The organism is Paraburkholderia nemoris (assembly GCF_905221015.1).
GTDB lineage: Bacteria > Pseudomonadota > Gammaproteobacteria > Burkholderiales > Burkholderiaceae > Paraburkholderia > Paraburkholderia nemoris.
In genome coordinates this window covers 72,378-90,068 of record NZ_CAJNBO010000003.1, presented here as the reverse complement: position 1 = coordinate 90,068, position 17,691 = coordinate 72,378, and the positions used below count along the sequence as shown (strand labels likewise).

Below are 17,691 nucleotides of genomic sequence, written 5' to 3'. Positions count from 1 at the left end.
CTTCGCCCAGCATCTTGGTAGGATTCAGCCTTTCCCAGCAGACGGTAGCAAGTGTGAAGCGCCTGATCACCTCATTCTTACAGACCCTTGAAAAAGGGCTAACCCGGGCGAACCAGCCCATCGTGCGGGGCCTCTGGCATCTGCGCCATCCCACGCTGCGCGGCGTGGCATGGGCCTGTGCCGCAAGCCCGGTGCTGCTGGTTCTGTATGTGCTGATCCTGATTCCGTTCACGCCCAGCATCGGCGACATCCGCAAGGCGAAAATCGAGCAGCCGGCGCAGATTCTCTCGGCGGACGGCAAACTGCTGGCCGAATTCAAGCCCTCGAACCGCGAGTGGGTGAAGCTCAACGACATCTCGCCGAACGTGGTGAATGCGCTGATCGCCACGGAAGACCACCGCTTCTACCAGCATTTCGGGCTGGATTGGCGCCGCACGGCGTCCGCCGCGCTGCATACGTTTTCCGGCGACCGCCAGGGTGGTTCGACCATCACCCAGCAACTCGCCCGCAACCTTTATCCCGACGAGATCGGCCGCGCGCCCACGCTGACCCGCAAGATCAAGGAGGCGATTACGGCCTTCAAGATCGAGGCGCTCTACACGAAGGACGAGATCCTCGAGACCTACCTCAACACGGTGCCGTTCCTCTACAACGCGTACGGCATCGAGATGGCGGCGCGAACCTATTTCGACAAATCGGCCGGCGACCTGAACGTGCTCGAAAGCGCGACGCTTACCGGCATGCTCAAGGGCAATAGCTATTACAACCCGGTGCTCAACCCAGAACGCGCCTTACAACGGCGCAACACGGTGCTGGCGCAAATGGTCAAGTACGGCAAGCTCACGCCCGCGGCCTATGCAACGCTGTCGCGCCGCCCTTTGCGCATCGATTTCGAGCGGCAAACCGAGCCGCCCGGACCCGCGCCGCACTTCGCACAGCAACTGCGCAAATGGCTCGCGGCATGGGCTGATCGCAACGACTACAACATCTATTCCGATGGCCTGGTGGTGCGCACCACCATCGATTCACGCTTGCAGACCATGGCCACTCAGGCCGTGACTTTGCAGGGCAACCAGTTGCAGGGCATCGCGAATTCGGCGTGGGGCACGCGCGCGGGTTGTGCGAACGGCCGTGACCTGCTGCAGACTTTCCTGCGTGAAACGCCCGACTATCGTGCCGCAAAAGACGCGGGCCTGTCGGATGACGACGCGATGAAGCGCGTCTCGTCCGACCGCGACCTGGTGAAGAGCGTGTGCGAGTCCAAGACCCGGGTGCAGGCGGACTTCCTCGCCATGGACCCGCGCAACGGCCAGATCAAGGCATGGGTCGGCAGCCGTGACTTCAGCCAGGACCCGTTCGACCACGTCCAGCAGGCGCGGCGCCAGCCGGGTTCGACCTTCAAGCCGTTCGTCTACGCCGCGGCCTTCGAAGACGGCGCCAAACCCAGCGATACGTTTATCGACAAGCCCGTCGAGATTCCACTGGCGGGCGGCGAAGTCTGGCGTCCGAGCGACGAGGACGAGCCGAGCGAGCGGGCGATCAGCCTGCGCGACGGCCTCGCTTATTCGCGCAACCGGATTACCGCCCAGTTGATGGAAACTGTCGGTCCGAACAAGGTCGCGAAACTGGCGCGCGCCATGGGCGTGCGCGACAGCGAACTCGACCCGGTGCCGTCGCTCGCGCTCGGCACGAGCCCGGTGACGCTGAAGGAGATGGTCTCGGCCTACGGCACGATCGCCAACCTCGGCGGTTACGTGGAGCCGGTAATGGTCACGCGTATCGAAGACCGTAACGGCGAAGTGCTGGCCGAGTTCGCGCCGGCATCGCCCAAACAGGAGTTGCCGGCCGACGCCGCGCGTACCCTCGTCGATGTGATGCGCGACGTGGTGAGCCGGGGTACGGGTTCGAGCATTCGCAGCCGCTTCGGCGTGCGTGGAGATGTCGCGGGCAAGACGGGTACCACGCAGGGCAATGCGGACGGCTGGTTCATCCTGATCCAGCCGCAACTCGTGGCCGGGGCGTGGGTCGGCTTCAACGACAGCCGGGTGACTTTGCGCAGCGACTATTGGGGCCAGGGGGCGCACAGCGCATTGCCGATCGTCGGCGACTTTTTCCAGCGCGCGCAACGCTCGAAGCTGGTGGACAGCCGCGTCAAGTTCGCGACCGATGTGGAGCCGGGCTGGTTTGCCGAACGCTCGGGCAGGCTGCGCGAGTGGTTCCAGCATCTGTTTGCGGCGTCGCCTGCGAAGACGGACGCGACGGCTGTCACACGCAATACGACGCGCCATGCGCCTGCTGTTGCGACTGCGCCGGCATCCGCTGCATCGGCGGCTGCGGCATCCACCGCGTCCACCGCCGCCGCTGATGTCGAACCGCGTGCGCTGCCGCCTCAGCCGCCGCTCCTGCAAGCACCGGCATCAGCGACCGCGCCTGCAAACAGGGCAGTCGACGGTGAAGTGCATGGCAACGGCGAGCCGGCTCTAGCGCCTACGCCCACGCCGGACGATGTGCTGCCGCCGGACGCAGGCGGCGCGGCAAACTCATTCCCGAGCGTGCCGGCCAGCGCGCCGGGGAGCGCATCGCCCTGAGGTTCGACCATGCCGGGCCGCATAGCTAAGTCCGCGCTCCGCAGACGCAGTTACGACGGCCTGGCAACTTTCTCCCTGCCTGCCACGCCGGAGTCCGGAAGACTGCACGACGCCTCGAGCGATGTGTCGTGATGCAGCAGAAGCACGGCCGCCACGCCGACGAGTCCCGCGCCCGACAGACAAAGCAGACCGGCGCCGAAGCCGCCGGTGCTGTCCTTGATCCAGCCCATCGCGTAAGGACCGAAAAATCCCGCCAGATTGCCAAGAGAATTGACCGCGGCGATACCGCCCGCCGCCGCCGCGCCCGAGAGGAACGCAGCCGGCAAGGTCCAGATCACCGGCAGGCAGCCGAAGATGCCGAAGCCGGCAATCGACAACGCGATCATCTTCTGCACCGGATTGTCGAGCCCGGCCGCCGCCGCAATGCCGCCGGCCGCGACCAGTAATGCAATCGCCACATGCCATTTGCGTTCGAGCTTGCGGTCCGAATGGCGTCCCCAATAGATCATGCTGACCACGCCGACAATGTAAGGCAAGGACGTCACGAAACCGGTCTGCAGGTTGGTGAGACCGAAGGACTTGACGATCTGCGGCAGAAAGAAACTGAGGCCATAGTTGGTTGCGTTCGCACCGAAATAGATCAGCGCGACGGCGAGCACGCGCGGATTGAACAGCGCTTCCTTCACGCTGTACGTGCGCACAGCCTCACGATGCTCGCGCTCCTGAGCCTGGCGGGCGACCAGCCAGTCGCGTTCGTCCTTGGCAAGCCAGGTGGCGTCCGCTGGTTTGTCGGTCAGATAGAACAGCACACCGAACGAGAGCACCAGCGCGGGCAGCGCCTCGATCAGATAGACCCATTGCCAGCCGGCTAGTCCGCCGCGTCCGTCCATCGAGAGCAGGGCGCCGGAAATCGGGCCGCCGATCACCGTGGACAGCGGAATGGCCGCCATGAAATAGCCGACCACGCGGGCGCGATAGGCGGCGGGAAACCATAGCGTCAGCAGAAAGATGATGCCGGGGAAGAAACCTGCTTCGGCCACGCCCAGCAGAATGCGCAAGCCATAAAACACGTGCGCGGGCGAGAGGCCGGTGAAGCGGGCGATGTCCGGGATATAGGCCATCGCGCCGGCAAGAATCCCCCATGTGAACATGATCCGGGCGATCCAGCGTCGCGCGCCGAATTTCTCGAGCAGAAGATTGGAGGGGACTTCGAAGAAAAAATACGCGATGAAGAAAATGCCCGCGCCGAAGCCGAATGCACTCGCGGACAGGCCGAGCGCCTTGTTCATCTGCAGTGCAGCAAAACCGACGTTGACGCGGTCGAGATAGGCAATGAAATAGCAGACGATCAGGAACGGCACGAGCCGAACCGTCACGCGGGTTATGGTGCGTGCTTCGATATCCATCGACGTCTCCTCCGGTTCAGCGTCCGGTCTGTTTGCTTGATGTGCATACAGACTAGTCGGTGGAGCGCGATTCCGAAAGTGTTTTGCCGCCGGGGGGAGCGCCCGCCGCCGGGCGAGGCTCTTGCGTCACCCGGCGGCGATTCGCCTTAGAACCGATGCGTCATACCCACCGTTGCGAGAATCTGCTTGGTTCCGGGTGCGGTCACGGTCACGCCCGGCCAGCTCACCGTGGCGGTGCCGTTGTTCTTCATGTAGCCCGCCCGCATGTAGAAACTCGTACGTTGGGAGATCGAATGGTCGGCGCCCACTTCGATGCTCGACGTATTGTCATGCGCGCCGCGCACGCTGCGCTGAACGCCGGCAATCGTAATCGTATCGGCCGGGGTTGCCTGAATCGTCGCGCCCAATTCCGCAATGCTCAGCGAATGGGCGGTGCCCAGGTGCGCGGCCAGCGAGCCGGGCGCCGGGTCCTGCGGGCGGTTGTAGGAATAGTTGAACTGCAAGTTCACGATACCGATCCGGTAGGCGAGCGCGCCGATGAAGTGCTCGGTGCCCAGCAGGCTCAGCGAAGTGGGCAGGCCGGCGATGGTTTCCTGGCCCGGATGCTGGTTCACGTAGGCAAGACCCGCGTAGAAACCGTAGCCCGAGTAAGTGGCCCCGACGTTCAGCATGTTGCCGGTCGTGGCCGGTATAGGCTGGCTCACCGTGGCGGAGAACGCATACATGCCATACAACTTCAGGCCCTTCATATCCGGCGATTGATACATGATCGAATTGCTGGCGCGGCCGGAATCGTATTGCGTCGACAGCGTGTTGCGGTCGACTGCGAGGACGTTGGCCGAGAACGGCGACAACACTTCGTTCGCGCGAAACGGGTCGGACGGATAGATGACCCGGAAACTCGGCTCGTACTGACGTCCCATGGTCACCGAACCGTATTGGTCGTGGCTCAGGCCGACCCATGCCTGACGATAGAAGAGCGCCGAGGTGTCGGCGAATAAGCCGCCGTTGTTCACGTTAAAGCCGGTTTCGACGTTGAACTGCGCCTTCAGGCCGCCGCCCAGGTCTTCAGTGCCCTTCAGGCCGAACAGGGAGCCCGTCGAGCCGCCGCTCTTTTCGGCATACGAATGCACGCCACCGTTGTCCAGATACTGGATGTTCGCGTCGACGACGCCGTACAAGGTCACGCTCGACTCGGCGGCCGCGGCGCCACCAGCGGCAAGAATCAGCGTGGCTCCGCAAACACCGTGGTTGATAAAACGCATGCATGTCTCCTCTTTTTATATCCGCCTGTTGCGGACTCGATTGCACAGTCTTGCTGCGGGGTTAACGCGGGTAGGGTTCTGCGACCCGAATCCTGCGCGCCGCAAAATGGAATGACCGTGCTAATTTCGGTCAACTGGCGGAATAAAGCCAGTGCATTGTTCGTATGAGGAGAGTGCAGGAACTGCATGAAACAGAAGGGCGCGGAAACAGGGCTGAGGCCCGCGGCGATGCGATGTTCGTCTGTTATGCCGCGGACTTGCGGAGTCCCTTCCTGGCTTGCGCTACGGGCGATTGTTCAGGCGTGTGCAACAGTGTTTTCGGGTGACGAGGCTGATCTGGCGCGCCTGATTGCGCATAATTTCGAGATTGGAAAAATGGTTAAAAAATGTGGGCGAATATGTTCAACCATGTGTCAGATTCCGTGCTCGATCAGGAGCGAGCGTCCGAAATGCCGCAGAGCGGAAGCTTGTTGTCGAACCGGGGGCGGGCGCTCATCGCGGCAGTGGTCGCGTGCGCGAGCCTCGTGGGCTGCGCATCGACGACCGATGTCGTCACGACCGACAAACCCGGAACTTACACGGTAGCGGCGAGCGCGACCGGCGGGAAGATGGCCTGGGCGCGCGCGCATGAACACGCAATCGGCGAGGCGCGCGACTACTGCGAGCGTCGCGGCATGCAAAGCAGTGTCACGACTGAAACGGTGAGCGGCGTGGCGATGATGACCGCGCACGCGTCGTCAGTGAATTTTGAGTGTCATCCGAAGTTCTAGGCGGGCGCGGCTGCATCTCACGTTACGCGTTCATTGCTTGTCGAACGTCACCAGCTTTTTATCCTTTGTGTCCGCTACAAAAATGGCCAGCAGCTTGGCGGGTTCGGTATCGCTCGCGTTTTCGCTGACCGTGTGATGCACGCCGGGCTTCTCGGTCCAGGATTCGCCCGCATGAAACACGTGCTCCTGGCCATTGTTGATACGACTGCGGATCGCACCCGACAGGACGTAGCCGACCACAAAAGCCTGCCCGTGCCGATGCGGTAGCGACTTGCCGCCGGGCGGATAGTCGACGACAAGCGCCGTCATCGTTTTGCCTGGAACGTTGGCGATCGCCTCCGTGAACGCGGGCGTAATCGTCTCGTGTACTGCGGCCGTATCCGCGGCGAATACGGTTGGCGAGATGCCCGCGAGGGAAAGACCGGCGAGAGCCACCATCGCCGTCAGCGTACGAGTTTTCATGTGATTACTCCTGGCTGAGCGCCATGACATCGTTGTCCTGTTCCAATGCTGAAGCTGACTCCGGCTTCGACGGGTTGGCCCAGTTCGCCGCCACTGCGGAGAGCTCGGTGCGCGCGCGTTCGAGTGCTGCGATCCGCGAGGCCTGATCCGAAAACTGCAACGGCTGCGCGTCGACAAAGGTCGGGTCCGCGACGCCGAGAAATCCGAACGCGGCCTTAAGCGCCGGCGTCAGCGCATCCATCGACGAGTAGGGTCCGGCGCGCAAGTCAGCACCACGACTCGTGATGAACAGCACCTTTTGCCGCGCAAGCTGGCCTTCTATGTGCCCGTCGGCTGTGTGCACGTAGGTCAGCCCGGTGCGCGTGATGCTGTCGATAAACGCCTTGAACACGGAGGGCATCGACCAGTTGTACATGGGCATGGCAAAGACCAGCGCGTCGGCGTCGAGCAGGCGCTTGCACAGCGCATCCGATGCCGCCAGCGTCGCTTTCATGGCGGGCGTGCGCTCATCCGACGGCGTGTAGGTCGCGATGGCGAATGCTTCGTTCACATGCGGCGGCGTATCGACGGTGACGTCGAGGTAGTCGACCTCGATGTCCAGACCTTCTTCACGCAGGCGCTCCAGAAAATGTTGGCTCAACGCGCGCGAGTTGGATCGCTCGCGTTTGGCGCTCGCGTCCACGTGCATGATTTTCATGACTTCGTTCCTTCGGGGTTATGCAGAAAGGGGGCGCAGGGCGTAGCGACAGCGCGCTCAAGCCGGCATCTTGCGAAACGCGATCGCAAAGCGATTCCACGCGTTGATGGCGGAGATCAGCAGCGTCAGGTCGACCAGTTCCTCGTCGCTGAAGTGCGGGCGTACGGCTTGCCACACGGCGTCGGGTACGTGTTCTTGCGACACCAGCGTGAGCGCTTCGGTCCATTCGAGCGCCGCGCGTTCACGGTCGGTGAAGAAGGGCGTTTCACGCCACACCACGACGGTGGCGAGACGCCGTTCGGATTCACCGCCTTTGCGGGCGTCGGTGGTGTGCATGTCGACGCAGAACGCGCAGCCGTTGATTTGCGAGGCGCGCAGACGGACCAGTTCGGTGAGCGATTTTTCGAGGGCCGATTTGCCGATGCGTTCTTCGACGCCGAGCATCGCCTTGATGGCAGCGGGGTTGGCTTTATAGAAGTCGAGACGTTGTTCCATGATTCACTCCTTGAGGGTTGGACCCACTTCGTGGGCCGATGAGTGAAGATTAGGCGTTCGACTGGTGTTATTAAATGACCGATTTTATGTATTTTTAGGTAGCCACTTTATCGGTGTGCCGTGGGTGGCAATGTCCTCGGACTTGTTCGCCCGCGTGGTGGTCTTCGCGATGGGCCAACCGGGCGATGCCGGCCTGAACGAAATCCTGTTCAGGCCGAGCCGTCAGGCGCGTTGAGCCGGGCGGTTCTGAGGGATCCGACTCAGATGTCTTCCGCGTAGTCGATACCCGTCAGCACGCCCAGATGAGCAACGGTGGTGAAATGCGCCTCCTGCTTCAGATCGATGTCCAGCTCGCGCACGTTGCCGCCCAGATCGGTCACGAATGCGCGGCGCCCCCGTGAGTCCAGAGACACGCCAATCCCTTCCTTCAGCTCGCGGGCGAGCACCTGGCGATCAACCAGTCCGGACGCCGTGATTTTGGCGCGATTCAGCGTGTTGCCGTCATGCGTATCGTCGCCACGATCCGTCCAGTAAAGCATGGTGTCGCGGTGATCGATATCGAGATCGATCGGCTCGGGCAGATCGGCCAGCAAACATTCGATATCCGGGCGCCGATCGGGTGTCGCGCCAGGCGGCAGCTCGAGGCCCGCCCTGAAGATGCGGCCCTCGCCGGCATCCGGCGCGCCCTTTTGCGTCCAGTAGACATGCCCGTTTTCCTTATCGAGGACGATGCCTACGCAATGGCGCTTCGCGTCGCGCGTATCCTCCGGGAAATTCCCGGTGCGGACGAGTTCCGTGACCTCCGAGCCGTCCAGCCGCGCGCGCATGACTCGCATGCCTTCGCGATCGCACCAGTACAGGTGACCACCTTCCTTATCCAGCACGATTTCCTTGGGCGTTCCGGCCTTACCGGAAGGCACCAGCACACGATGCCCGGTTCCGTCGAGCTTCGCGCTTTCGATCGTGCCGTCGTTCGGGGGAACGGCGCCGGAAGCCGGATCGCCGTCGACCAGATGGATGCCGGTTCCCATATTGGTCCAGTAGACCGTCTGGTTTTCAGCATCGACCTTGATGCCGTCGGGCGTGCGCGTGAGGTTCGCGAGAACGACCTCGTGTGAACCGTCCGGCGACAGAGCGATGATCGCCGGTGGACGTGCCTGCAGGACATACAGCGTACCGCCATTGTTCGTAGCCACAGTAAGTACCCTCCATCAGGTCTTTACAACCGTTGTCGTACTGGCGGAGTCGATCCTCAGACTCGCCGCTGTTGAAGCGTTGCCGACAAGACTACCTCAGGTTGTGCGAGAACTTCGTGACGATTGTTGCTCCGGGGGAAAGGGTAGCGAGTGTAGATGAATCCCTCACGCGTTCACAGCCAGTGGAATAGAAGTGTCAATGCGTAGCGAGACGAATGCCAATCCAACGCGCATCTTCCCGGCACGAGTTTCATAATGCTGCTAGATTTTCGCTACCTGCACTCTTGATCGAGAGTCCCATGACCGACAGACCGAGCTCCAACGTTTCCGTTACGCGTTCGCTGGCCCTGATCGCACTTGTCGTTGCCGTGGTAGTGCTTGCCTTCGCTTACACCGCAGGCTGGCTTTCTCCAGACCGCCTGACCCCCGCAAAAATCGTCAATGGCCTGGCGCCTCCAGGCGGACCCGCTTTGGGTTTCCGGCGTAACCACGCCAAAGGCATCTGTTTTACCGGCACATTCGAGTCGAATGGAGCCGCAGCGGCGCTGTCAAAGGCACAGATGTTTGCGTCTGGTTCGTATCAGGTCACAGGACGTTTCAATCTGGCCACGCCGGATGCGAAAGCCACAGACGCCACCGTACGCGTTCGCGGCCTCAGCCTGCGTATCGTCACACCCGATGGAAACGAGTGGCGCTCGGCGATGATCGATGCACCGTTCTTCCCCGTTGCGACGCCCCAGGGCTTCTATGCCTTGTTGCAAGCTTCGGCGCGAAAAGATGACCCCGATGCGATGAAGAATTTCATCGGCGCCCACCCTGAGTTTGCGAGATTCGGTGCGTGGGCAACCAGCGCACCCTGGACGGCGTCTTATGCGCAAGAGCGGTATAACAGCCTCAACAGCTTTATCTTCACGAACGCCGCAGGACAGGATCAGGTCGTGCGCTGGTCCTTTGTGCCGGAAGCGAAACCGGAAAACGTCTCTCCGGACGATCTTAAACAGCGCAGCCCCGACTTCCTTGCTTCGGACATTACGCAGCGGGTGAGCAGCGCTCCGCAACGCTGGACGATGATCGTCACCGTCGCCAATCCGGGTGACCCGACCGCCGATCCGAGCAAAGCCTGGCCCGATGATCGCCGCAAAGTGGAGGCCGGCACGCTGGTGGTCAACGCCATCGAACCCGAAGCCAATGGGCCGTGCCGCGACCTCAATTTCGATCCGACAGTGCTTCCTTCGGGTATTCGCGTCTCGGACGATCCGTTCCCCGCTGCGCGCTCGGCTGCGTACTCGGTATCGTTCAACCGTCGGACCGCCGAGGACAAAGACTATCCGCATACGCCAACCGAAGGGGTCAAGCCATGACATCGAGTCACAAGCGCTTCACGCCAGTACAGCGCGCTTTGCACTGGATCATGGCGATCTGCATTCTGTCGATGCTGTTCATCGGTGTCGGCATGGTATCGACCGTTCGGCCCGACTATCTCACGCTGGTTTCGATTCACAAACCGTTGGGCATGCTGATTCTCGTGCTCGCGGTGATCCGGCTGATAGTCAGGCTTGTTCGAGGTGCGCCGCCACTGCCATTAGATATGCCTGAGCCGATGAAGCTTGCGGCTTATCTCTCGCACGTGGCTTTCTATGCGTTGATGATTGCACTTCCGCTACTTGGCTGGGGCATGCTGTCTGCGGCGGACTATCCGATCGTGGTGGCCGGCATTCGATTGCCGTCGGTTTTACCTCACAGCAACGAACTGCACACGCTGCTCTGGAACGCACACAGATTTCTCGCGCTGTGTTTCTTTGCGCTGATCGTTCTTCATATCGCAGCCGCGCTATTTCATGCGCTGGTCAGGCGTGATGGCGTTTTTCAGGCAATGGCGTCGTGGCGCAAAGGGTAGAGGTTTAAGCGGAAGAAGGCGTATGTCAAATCTGAAGGCGGCGAGCCTCAACGAGCGCTCGCCTTATCATCGGCTGTGCTATTGGCCTCCTAACGGAGCAACCATTAAACAGAATGTCTCTCTTTTCTGCACGCGGCTGCGAAGCGCGAGCAGTCCGAATGCCGATAGCAGGAGGACGCCCGCAAGCAGGAGGAGCGCGTAGTCGAGAGAATGGGTCACGCTTTTGATCCATCCGATACAAGCCGGACTCGCGAAACCGCCGAGCAATCCAATCGTGTTAATGAGCGCAAGGCCTCCCGGAGCAGTTCTGGAACCCGTAGGCTCCATAGATACAGCCGGTTGCAAGCGAAATAAGAACCATCGACAACGCAAAACTGCCGTGTGACCAGACCGTCATCGTTAGCAATATTGCGGCGAGTATGGCGGGGAAGGCGCTGTAGCGGATGCGCTCCCCACGAGCATCTGAAAGTCTTCCCAAGCCATACATGAAAACGACTGCAACAAGATACGGAATGGCGCCGTACCAACCGATGTTCTGAAGCGTACCCGCTCCGGCGAGGGAGAAAGCGCGCGACCGCGCTATGTCAATTCCGTGGCACCACGTTTGCCGTTACGACTGCGACGTGCGCGATGCCCGCATGGCCGATCTTGGCGAGCAGATTCGCAACAGCGCCGAATGGTTGGCTTTGATCGGAACGCAGATTCACCACGGTCCGGTCATCCCGCGCTGCAATGCGCCTGAGCGTCGGCTCCAGCTGGTCCGCGGCGATGTCGCGGCCGTCGATCGTGAGCTTGCCGTGTGCATCGAGGCTGACTGTCACCGCGTGATCACGCGCTTCGGGCGCGTTGGCTGCAACCTTCGGCAGATCGATATGCAGCGTTCTGGTCAACATCGGCGCCATGACGAGCAGAATCACGACGAGTACCAGCATGACGTCGACAAGTGGCGTGATGTTGATTTCAGCGAGCGGTTGATCCGTGTCTTTTACGTTCGAACGGGAAATCATGTGAGTACCTCCGCTCGATGAGCGCCGGTCACCGCGCGAAAACCGTTGCGTTGCGCAACGTTGACGAGATCCGCGGCATAGTCTTCGAGATCGGCAATCGAGATGTGAACGCGGCGCACGAAGAGGTTGTAGGCCAGTGCCGCGGGGATGGCGACGGCGATCCCGATTCCCGTCGCAGTCAGTGCTTGCCCGACCGGGCCGGCGACCCCTTCGATCCCGCTCGCGCTGCCCACAGCGACCGCGTGCAGCGCATGGATGATGCCGAACACCGTGCCGAACAGGCCGATAAACGGCGCGGTACTGGCAATCGATGCAAGCAGCGTCAAGCCGCGCTCAAGCACGCGCCTTTCTCTCTGGATCTGCTGGTTCAGGAAGCGATCGAGCAGTTCGTGGCGGTCCCAGGCCACGAATTCCGCATTGGCCACTGCCGTCTCCACAGGGGTGGCGCCCGACCACGCGGCGAAGCCGGCGCGCGCCACGCGCGCCTTCGGACACTCCGAAGCGTGCGACGGGCTGCCTGGCATGCCCGACGGATCGCGCTCGGCGGCGCTCCAGAAAAGTGCCGTGAAGCGCCGGTTCTCAGATGCAAGATGCCAGTACGCGCAGCCTTTGTACAGAATCAGCCACCACGTCAGCAACGAACAGGCCGCGAGCAAGCAAAGCGAAGCGTCGACAATGAGCTGTGTGGCGAAGTCAGAGATGTTCATAGTCAGGTTCCAAGTTTGAATTCGATGGGTACCTGGACCCATCCATCGACTGCCTGAACGCCACGGCGAGCCGGCGCAAAACGCCAGTTGGTGACGGCTTCGAGTGCCGCGTCATCGAGCGACTCGTGGCCGCTCGACGACGCGAGTCCGACGTGGTCTGGCCGGCCGCTGGCCAGTACATGAACCTTGAGCATGACGGTGCCTTGCCAGCCGCGTTGTTGAGCCACGCCAGGGTAGGTCGGCGCAGGATTGTGCAGGTAAGCGGCGCCGAAGCTGGGTTCGGTGAGCGGTTCGGACGTCGGCTGGGACTCCGGTGATGTTGAGGTCGATGCATTGCGTGGTTCGGGACCGGCGTCTGTGGCTATCGGTTGTGGAGTCGTAGCGGCGGGCGCAGGCTGCGGTTTCGATACGTTGTTCGGCGCGATCTTCGCGAGCGGTTTCGATCGCGAAGCCTGAGTAGTGTTTCGCGGGGTAGCCATGTCTCTTGCACGGCGCGTCGAGGTCGAGGGCGCCGGCACGGGCGATGTCATAGCCGATGGCAGGTTGGCGGCGCGGTCTGCTGATTGCGTTGAAATCGCTGCCGGCGGCGGCACGGCAGCCCTTACGTCGAATTGCAGGTCGAGCACATGCGGCGCCGTGTATTCCTGCTTTTCCACTGACACACGCCATAGCTTGAGCGCCACCGTGCAATGGACGGCAAGCACGACTAGCGCAATGGCATGCGCGCGTGCTCCCCCGAGGTCGTTGAAAGCGCCCGTGGTGTACGGCGGCAGTCGGCTCGCTGCGACGCGCATCGGCGGGTTCGCCGCCGCGGCGCATTGCAGGCTACGCAGCCTGCGTCGCGCCGCGTTTGCACCTTTCAGCGTTGAAGTGATCATGCGCGCCACCCCCAGATTCTGATTGCCATTCGGATCGCAACATGCGTGCCGGTCGTGGGGACGCGCGTGCGGCGTTTGTTTGGATCGGGCGCGCTCCGAGGGTGTGCCTTAGGTGCCCCCGTTCGGAACACCGCCTGTACCAAATCGACACAGGTGTCACGTGAGCGAAGACAAACGCGGTACAGCGTTCGACATGGCATCGCATTGCGTCGATGTCCGGCATCGATGTTGCTTTGAAGTGGGTACATCGGAAACCGCGATCAAAGAACGTACCGCGTACGGCCATGAAGCCGATGCGCGTCAGGACGGAGGAGACACATGAAGTCGCATCGCGACGATTGGCGACGCACGCGCATCGCCGCCGCCATAGCGGGCATGCTTGCTATGGCCCACGGTACCTGCGCAGTGGCGCAAGACGAACCCGCGCCGTCGCCTTCCCAGCTGATGCCGGTCGTAACGGTGGTGGGTACGGCGCCGCTTACCGGACTCGGCATGGCGCTCAATGAGGTGCCTGCCGCCGTGCAGATCGCCGAGGCGAAGGACATCGAGGCGCAACACCCGAATTCCATCACGGCCTACCTGGAGCAGAACATCACCAGCGTGACGCTCAATTCGAGTCAGGGCAATCCGTATCAGCCGGACGTCAACTATCGGGGCTTCACCGCTTCGCCGCTTCTTGGCACACCGCAAGGCCTGTCGGTGTTCCAGGACGGCGTGCGGATCAATGAGCCGTTCGGTGACGTAGTCAACTGGGACCTGCTCGCACAATCGGCGATCGAGCGCATCGAGGTGATGCCCGGCTCCAATCCGCTATTCGGTTTGAACACACTCGGCGGCGCGATCGCAATCACCACAAAAAATGGCCGCGACAACTCCGGTGGCAGCGTTGAAGTGGAGGGCGGCTCGTTCGGACGCAGGAGTGTGGTCCTCACGCAAGGCGGCCAATTGGGACACTTCGACTATTTCGTCACCGCCAACGACGAAGCCGATCAGGGTTGGGCCGACCACAATCCCAGCCGCGTGAAGCAACTGTTCGGCAAGATGGGCTATACGGACGCGCGCACCACCGTCGAACTGAGCCTCACCGCGGCCGACAATCAGTTGCAGGGTACCCAGACCATTCCGCGCTCGTTTCTCGACAATCCACGCCAGGCCTACACGTATCCCGATGAGAACCAGAATCGCGCGATCATGCTGACTTTGTCAGGCAAGCATGACTTCAGCGATGCGTTGCAGCTCTCCGGCGATGCGTACTACCGGCACTACAACAACGACAATCTGAGTAGCAACGTCAATGGAGACTACGGCTCTATCGATCCGGCGACGGGCGCGATCGACACGGTCCCTGCGCAAAACTCGCACTCCGTGATCTCGCAGGACAGTTATGGATTCGCACTGCAATTGAGCGTCACCGGCAAAGTCGCGGGGATGGACAACCAGTTGACGGCAGGTGTCAGCGGCGATTTTGCCAGCACTGGCTTCACGCAGTACACGCAGAATGCCCAATTCGCCTCGGATCGCCAGACCGTCGGGACCAGCGGCTTCAGTCTGGAAACCGATGCATCGACGCGTAACAGCAATCTTGGTGTATTCGTGACCGATACGCTTTCGTTGACCAGCACGATTGCGCTGACGGCCTCCGCGCGCTACAACCACGCTAGCGTCGACATCGAGGATCGCAGCGGCATGCAGCCCCTGTTGAATGGCTCGCACAGTTTTTCGCGGATCAATCCGGCGCTCGGCGTGACCTATAACCCGGTCTCCTGGCTGACGGCTTATGCCAATTACAGCGAGGGCACGCGTACGCCGACCGCTATTGAGCTGGCCTGCGCCGATCCGGCTGCGCCCTGTTCGCTGCCAAACGATTTTATTGCCGACCCCGCGTTAAAACCGGTCGTGTCGCGCACGTTTGAGGCGGGCGCGCGGGGAACGCTATCGTCGGCAATTCACTGGAGCGCGGCATTGTTCCGCACCGATCTTCACGATGACATTGCGTTTGTCAGCAGTAATGGGGCAGCGACGTCGACCGGATACTTCCAGAACGTCGGCACTACACGACGACAAGGATTCGAAATCAACGCACGTACTCAGACAGGCCCGCTTACTGTGAACGCAGGCTATACCTATCTGCGCGCAACCTATCAAAGCAGCTTTGTCGAGCAAAGCGCGAGCAACTCGAGCTCCAACAGTCAAGGCAACATTACGGTGCACCCGGGCGACCGTATTCCTGGCATTCCAGAGAACACGCTGAAGCTGCGTCTGGATTATGCGGCGACCGCGAAATGGAATGTGGGTGCAAACATACTGTATCGAAGCTCAATATTTTCCCGCGGTGATGAGAATAATCAGGACAGCAATGGGCGTATCGCGGGCTACGCAATCGTCGATCTCGACACGACCTATCAGGTCACGAAGCAACTGCAGCTGTTCGCGCACGTGAACAATCTGTTCGACAAACGCTACGCCGACTTTGGCATCCTCGGGCAGAATTTCTTCAATGGTCCCGGCCATTCGTTCTCGCCCAATGCCGTGACCAATGAACAGTTTCTCGGTGTGGGCGCGCCGCGTGGCGTGTGGGTTGGTTTGCGCTATGCGTGGAAGTAAAGCGGGGGCGGTGGGAGGGGAAAAATCATGCGACTGGAGCGGGCCTCACCCCGCTCCAGATCCGTACGTAGTGGGTTAGAAGAAACCCAGCGGCTGCTCGCTATAGCTCACGAGCAGATTCTTGGTCTGCTGATAGTGGTCAAGCATCATCTTGTGAGTCTCGCGGCCAATGCCGGACTGTTTGTAGCCGCCGAATGCCGCATGCGCCGGATAGGCGTGATAGCAATTCGTCCACACGCGGCCGGCCTGGATTTCCCGGCCGAAGCGATAGGCACGCGTACCGTCGCGAGTCCATACACCGGCGCCGAGACCGTACAGCGTATCGTTGGCGATTTCGAGCGCTTCTTCTTCGTTCTTGAACGTCGTCACGGAAACGACCGGTCCGAAGATTTCTTCCTGGAAGATGCGCATTTTGTTGTGGCCGCGGAAAACGGTCGGCTTCACGTAATAGCCTTTGCTCAGTTCGCCGCCGAGCGTATTGCGTTCACCGCCGATCAGACACTCGGCGCCTTCCTGCTTGCCGAGATCGACGTATGAGAGGATTTTTTCGAGTTGTTCCTCCGAGGCCTGGGCACCGATCATTGTCTTCGTGTCGAGCGGATGCCCCTGCTTGATTGCGGCGACGCGCTTCAGGGCGCGCTCCATGAAGCGGTCGTAGATTTTCTCATCGATCAGTACGCGCGACGGGCACGTGCAGACTTCGCCTTGATTCAGCGCGAACATCGCGAAACCTTCGAGCGCCTTGTCGAAGTAGCCGTCGTCGCGATCCATCACGTCGGCGAAGAAAATGTTCGGACTCTTGCCACCGAGTTCGAGCGTCACGGGAATGATGTTCTGGCTCGCGTACTGCATGATCAGACGACCCGTGGATGTCTCACCCGTGAAGGCGATCTTCGCGATACGCTTGCTCGACGCGAGCGGTTTGCCGGCTTCGAGGCCAAAACCGTTGACCACGTTCAGCACACCCGGCGGCAGCAGGTCCTGGATCAGTTCCATCAACACCAGGATCGACGCAGGTGTTTGCTCGGCTGGTTTGAGCACGATGCAGTTTCCCGCGGCCAGCGCGGGCGCGATCTTCCACACCGCCATCAGGATCGGGAAATTCCACGGAATGATCTGACCGACCACACCGAGCGGTTCGTGGAAATGATAAGCGACGGTATCGGCATCGATCTCGGAGAGCGTCCCTTCCTGTGCGCGAATGCAACCGGCGAAATAGCGGAAGTGGTCAATCGCGAGCGGGATGTCGGCGGCGAGCGTTTCGCGGATCGGCTTGCCATTGTCGATCGATTCGGCAAACGCGATGCGCGAGAGGTTTTGCTCCATGCGATCCGCAATGCGGTTCAGGATCGTCGCGCGCACGGCCGGCGCGGTATCGGCCCAGGCTTTGCGGGCGCGGTGGGCAGCATCGAGGGCGAGCTCGATATCTTCTTCCGTTGAGCGCGGGATCGATGTGAAGGGTTCGCCGGTGATGGGCGATACGTTGTCGAAGTATTCGCCGCGTACCGGCGGAATCCATTGGCCGCCGATGAAATTGGCGTACTGCCGCGCGTACGGAAATTCGACATCGAGAAACTGCATATCTGCGTGATTCATACCTGACTCCTCCAATTGATTGTGTGGCTGGTGTCGATGGAGAAGGCCTGCGTTGGCTCGACGTGTCCGCCGTGCTGACGCTCTTCATCGTGGGGAGCATCCAGCGAGAAGCGTGCCATTGAC

Annotated in this window: 15 protein-coding genes; 5 read left to right on the top strand and 10 right to left on the bottom strand. The window is 61.3% G+C overall.

Annotated features, from left to right (window positions below; genetic code table 11):
- Positions 1 to 53: 53 nt before the first annotated feature.
- Positions 54 to 2,588: a penicillin-binding protein 1A gene (locus tag KHO33_RS05180; RefSeq protein WP_054037523.1), complete on the top strand. Its 2,535-nt coding sequence runs from the start codon at positions 54 to 56 to the stop codon at positions 2,586 to 2,588.
- A 50-nt stretch (positions 2,589 to 2,638) separates the two neighbouring features.
- Here the strand turns inward: KHO33_RS05180 and KHO33_RS05175 are convergent, their stop codons facing one another.
- Both KHO33_RS05175 and KHO33_RS05170 read right to left on the bottom strand, forming a co-directional pair.
- Positions 2,639 to 3,994, bottom strand: a complete 1,356-nt coding sequence (locus KHO33_RS05175; RefSeq protein WP_200564561.1) for an MFS transporter — start codon at positions 3,992 to 3,994, stop codon at positions 2,639 to 2,641.
- 146 nt (positions 3,995 to 4,140) lie between these two features.
- Positions 4,141 to 5,259, bottom strand: coding sequence for a porin (locus KHO33_RS05170; protein WP_200564562.1), 1,119 nt, complete (start codon positions 5,257 to 5,259; stop codon positions 4,141 to 4,143).
- Between the two features lie 449 nt (positions 5,260 to 5,708).
- Between KHO33_RS05170 and KHO33_RS05165 the strand changes: the two genes are divergently transcribed.
- The gene (locus KHO33_RS05165) at positions 5,709 to 6,029 is read left to right on the top strand and encodes a hypothetical protein (RefSeq protein ID WP_234476927.1); all 321 of its coding nucleotides are present in this window, start codon (positions 5,709 to 5,711) and stop codon (positions 6,027 to 6,029) included.
- A gap of 30 nt (positions 6,030 to 6,059) precedes the next feature.
- Here KHO33_RS05165 and KHO33_RS05160 read toward each other — a convergent pair whose 3' ends face one another.
- The 4 genes from KHO33_RS05160 to KHO33_RS05145 all read right to left on the bottom strand — a co-directional run bounded on the left by KHO33_RS05160 (position 6,060) and on the right by KHO33_RS05145 (position 8,879).
- A complete protein-coding gene (locus KHO33_RS05160; protein WP_054037521.1) occupies positions 6,060 to 6,491 on the bottom strand; it encodes a cupin domain-containing protein in 432 nt (143 codons plus the stop codon).
- 4 nt (positions 6,492 to 6,495) lie between these two features.
- Positions 6,496 to 7,188, bottom strand: a complete 693-nt coding sequence (locus KHO33_RS05155) for an FMN-dependent NADH-azoreductase (RefSeq protein WP_054037519.1) — start codon at positions 7,186 to 7,188, stop codon at positions 6,496 to 6,498.
- A gap of 57 nt (positions 7,189 to 7,245) precedes the next feature.
- On the bottom strand, positions 7,246 to 7,683 hold the full coding sequence (locus KHO33_RS05150; protein WP_054037517.1) for a carboxymuconolactone decarboxylase family protein: 438 nt from the start codon (positions 7,681 to 7,683) through the stop codon (positions 7,246 to 7,248).
- Positions 7,684 to 7,943: 260 nt separating this feature from the next.
- A complete protein-coding gene (locus tag KHO33_RS05145; RefSeq protein ID WP_054037515.1) occupies positions 7,944 to 8,879 on the bottom strand; it encodes a hypothetical protein in 936 nt (311 codons plus the stop codon).
- Between the two features lie 299 nt (positions 8,880 to 9,178).
- Here KHO33_RS05145 and KHO33_RS05140 point away from each other — a divergent pair, with 299 nt between their 5' ends.
- Positions 9,179 to 10,240, top strand: a complete 1,062-nt coding sequence (locus KHO33_RS05140) for a catalase family peroxidase (protein ID WP_054037513.1) — start codon at positions 9,179 to 9,181, stop codon at positions 10,238 to 10,240.
- Complete coding sequence (locus tag KHO33_RS05135) at positions 10,237 to 10,776, top strand: cytochrome b (protein ID WP_054037511.1); 540 nt, start codon at positions 10,237 to 10,239, stop codon at positions 10,774 to 10,776. Before KHO33_RS05140 ends, KHO33_RS05135 begins: the two co-directional genes overlap by 4 nt.
- Before the next feature lie 584 nt (positions 10,777 to 11,360).
- On the opposite strand, the gene KHO33_RS05130 is transcribed toward KHO33_RS05135, so the two are convergent.
- From KHO33_RS05130 to KHO33_RS05120, 3 genes are read right to left on the bottom strand one after another with little or no spacing between them, the layout of a single operon-like run.
- The gene (locus tag KHO33_RS05130) at positions 11,361 to 11,783 is read right to left on the bottom strand and encodes an ExbD/TolR family protein (protein ID WP_054037507.1); all 423 of its coding nucleotides are present in this window, start codon (positions 11,781 to 11,783) and stop codon (positions 11,361 to 11,363) included.
- Positions 11,780 to 12,490 (bottom strand): MotA/TolQ/ExbB proton channel family protein, encoded by a 711-nt coding sequence (locus tag KHO33_RS42585; RefSeq protein WP_328822047.1) that lies wholly within the window; start codon positions 12,488 to 12,490, stop codon positions 11,780 to 11,782. Before KHO33_RS42585 ends, KHO33_RS05130 begins: the two co-directional genes overlap by 4 nt.
- Before the next feature lie 2 nt (positions 12,491 to 12,492).
- Entirely contained in the window at positions 12,493 to 13,368 is an 876-nt protein-coding gene (locus tag KHO33_RS05120; protein ID WP_234475163.1) for an energy transducer TonB, read from the bottom strand.
- Between the two features lie 318 nt (positions 13,369 to 13,686).
- Between KHO33_RS05120 and KHO33_RS05115 the strand changes: the two genes are divergently transcribed.
- Positions 13,687 to 15,972 (top strand): TonB-dependent receptor, encoded by a 2,286-nt coding sequence (locus tag KHO33_RS05115; RefSeq protein WP_200564563.1) that lies wholly within the window; start codon positions 13,687 to 13,689, stop codon positions 15,970 to 15,972.
- A gap of 75 nt (positions 15,973 to 16,047) precedes the next feature.
- On the opposite strand, the gene adh is transcribed toward KHO33_RS05115, so the two are convergent.
- A complete protein-coding gene (gene adh, locus KHO33_RS05110; protein WP_054037497.1) occupies positions 16,048 to 17,568 on the bottom strand; it encodes an aldehyde dehydrogenase in 1,521 nt (506 codons plus the stop codon).
- Positions 17,569 to 17,691 lie beyond the last annotated feature (123 nt).

What these genes read in the sequence shown, in the direction of transcription:
- KHO33_RS05135 (WP_054037511.1), top strand. Translation starts at nt 10,237, where the DNA reads ATGACATCGAGTCACAAGCGCTTCACGCCAGTACAGCGCGCTTTGCAC.
- KHO33_RS05130 (WP_054037507.1), bottom strand. Translation starts at nt 11,783, where the DNA reads ATGATTTCCCGTTCGAACGTAAAAGACACGGATCAACCGCTCGCTGAA.
- KHO33_RS05115 (WP_200564563.1), top strand. Translation starts at nt 13,687, where the DNA reads ATGAAGTCGCATCGCGACGATTGGCGACGCACGCGCATCGCCGCCGCC.
- KHO33_RS05155 (WP_054037519.1), bottom strand. Translation starts at nt 7,188, where the DNA reads ATGAAAATCATGCACGTGGACGCGAGCGCCAAACGCGAGCGATCCAAC.
- adh (WP_054037497.1), bottom strand. Translation starts at nt 17,568, where the DNA reads ATGAATCACGCAGATATGCAGTTTCTCGATGTCGAATTTCCGTACGCG.
- KHO33_RS42585 (WP_328822047.1), bottom strand. Translation starts at nt 12,490, where the DNA reads ATGAACATCTCTGACTTCGCCACACAGCTCATTGTCGACGCTTCGCTT.
- KHO33_RS05120 (WP_234475163.1), bottom strand. Translation starts at nt 13,368, where the DNA reads ATGATCACTTCAACGCTGAAAGGTGCAAACGCGGCGCGACGCAGGCTG.
- KHO33_RS05165 (WP_234476927.1), top strand. Translation starts at nt 5,709, where the DNA reads ATGCCGCAGAGCGGAAGCTTGTTGTCGAACCGGGGGCGGGCGCTCATC.
- KHO33_RS05150 (WP_054037517.1), bottom strand. Translation starts at nt 7,683, where the DNA reads ATGGAACAACGTCTCGACTTCTATAAAGCCAACCCCGCTGCCATCAAG.
- KHO33_RS05170 (WP_200564562.1), bottom strand. Translation starts at nt 5,259, where the DNA reads ATGCGTTTTATCAACCACGGTGTTTGCGGAGCCACGCTGATTCTTGCC.
- KHO33_RS05160 (WP_054037521.1), bottom strand. Translation starts at nt 6,491, where the DNA reads ATGAAAACTCGTACGCTGACGGCGATGGTGGCTCTCGCCGGTCTTTCC.
- KHO33_RS05140 (WP_054037513.1), top strand. Translation starts at nt 9,179, where the DNA reads ATGACCGACAGACCGAGCTCCAACGTTTCCGTTACGCGTTCGCTGGCC.
- KHO33_RS05175 (WP_200564561.1), bottom strand. Translation starts at nt 3,994, where the DNA reads ATGGATATCGAAGCACGCACCATAACCCGCGTGACGGTTCGGCTCGTG.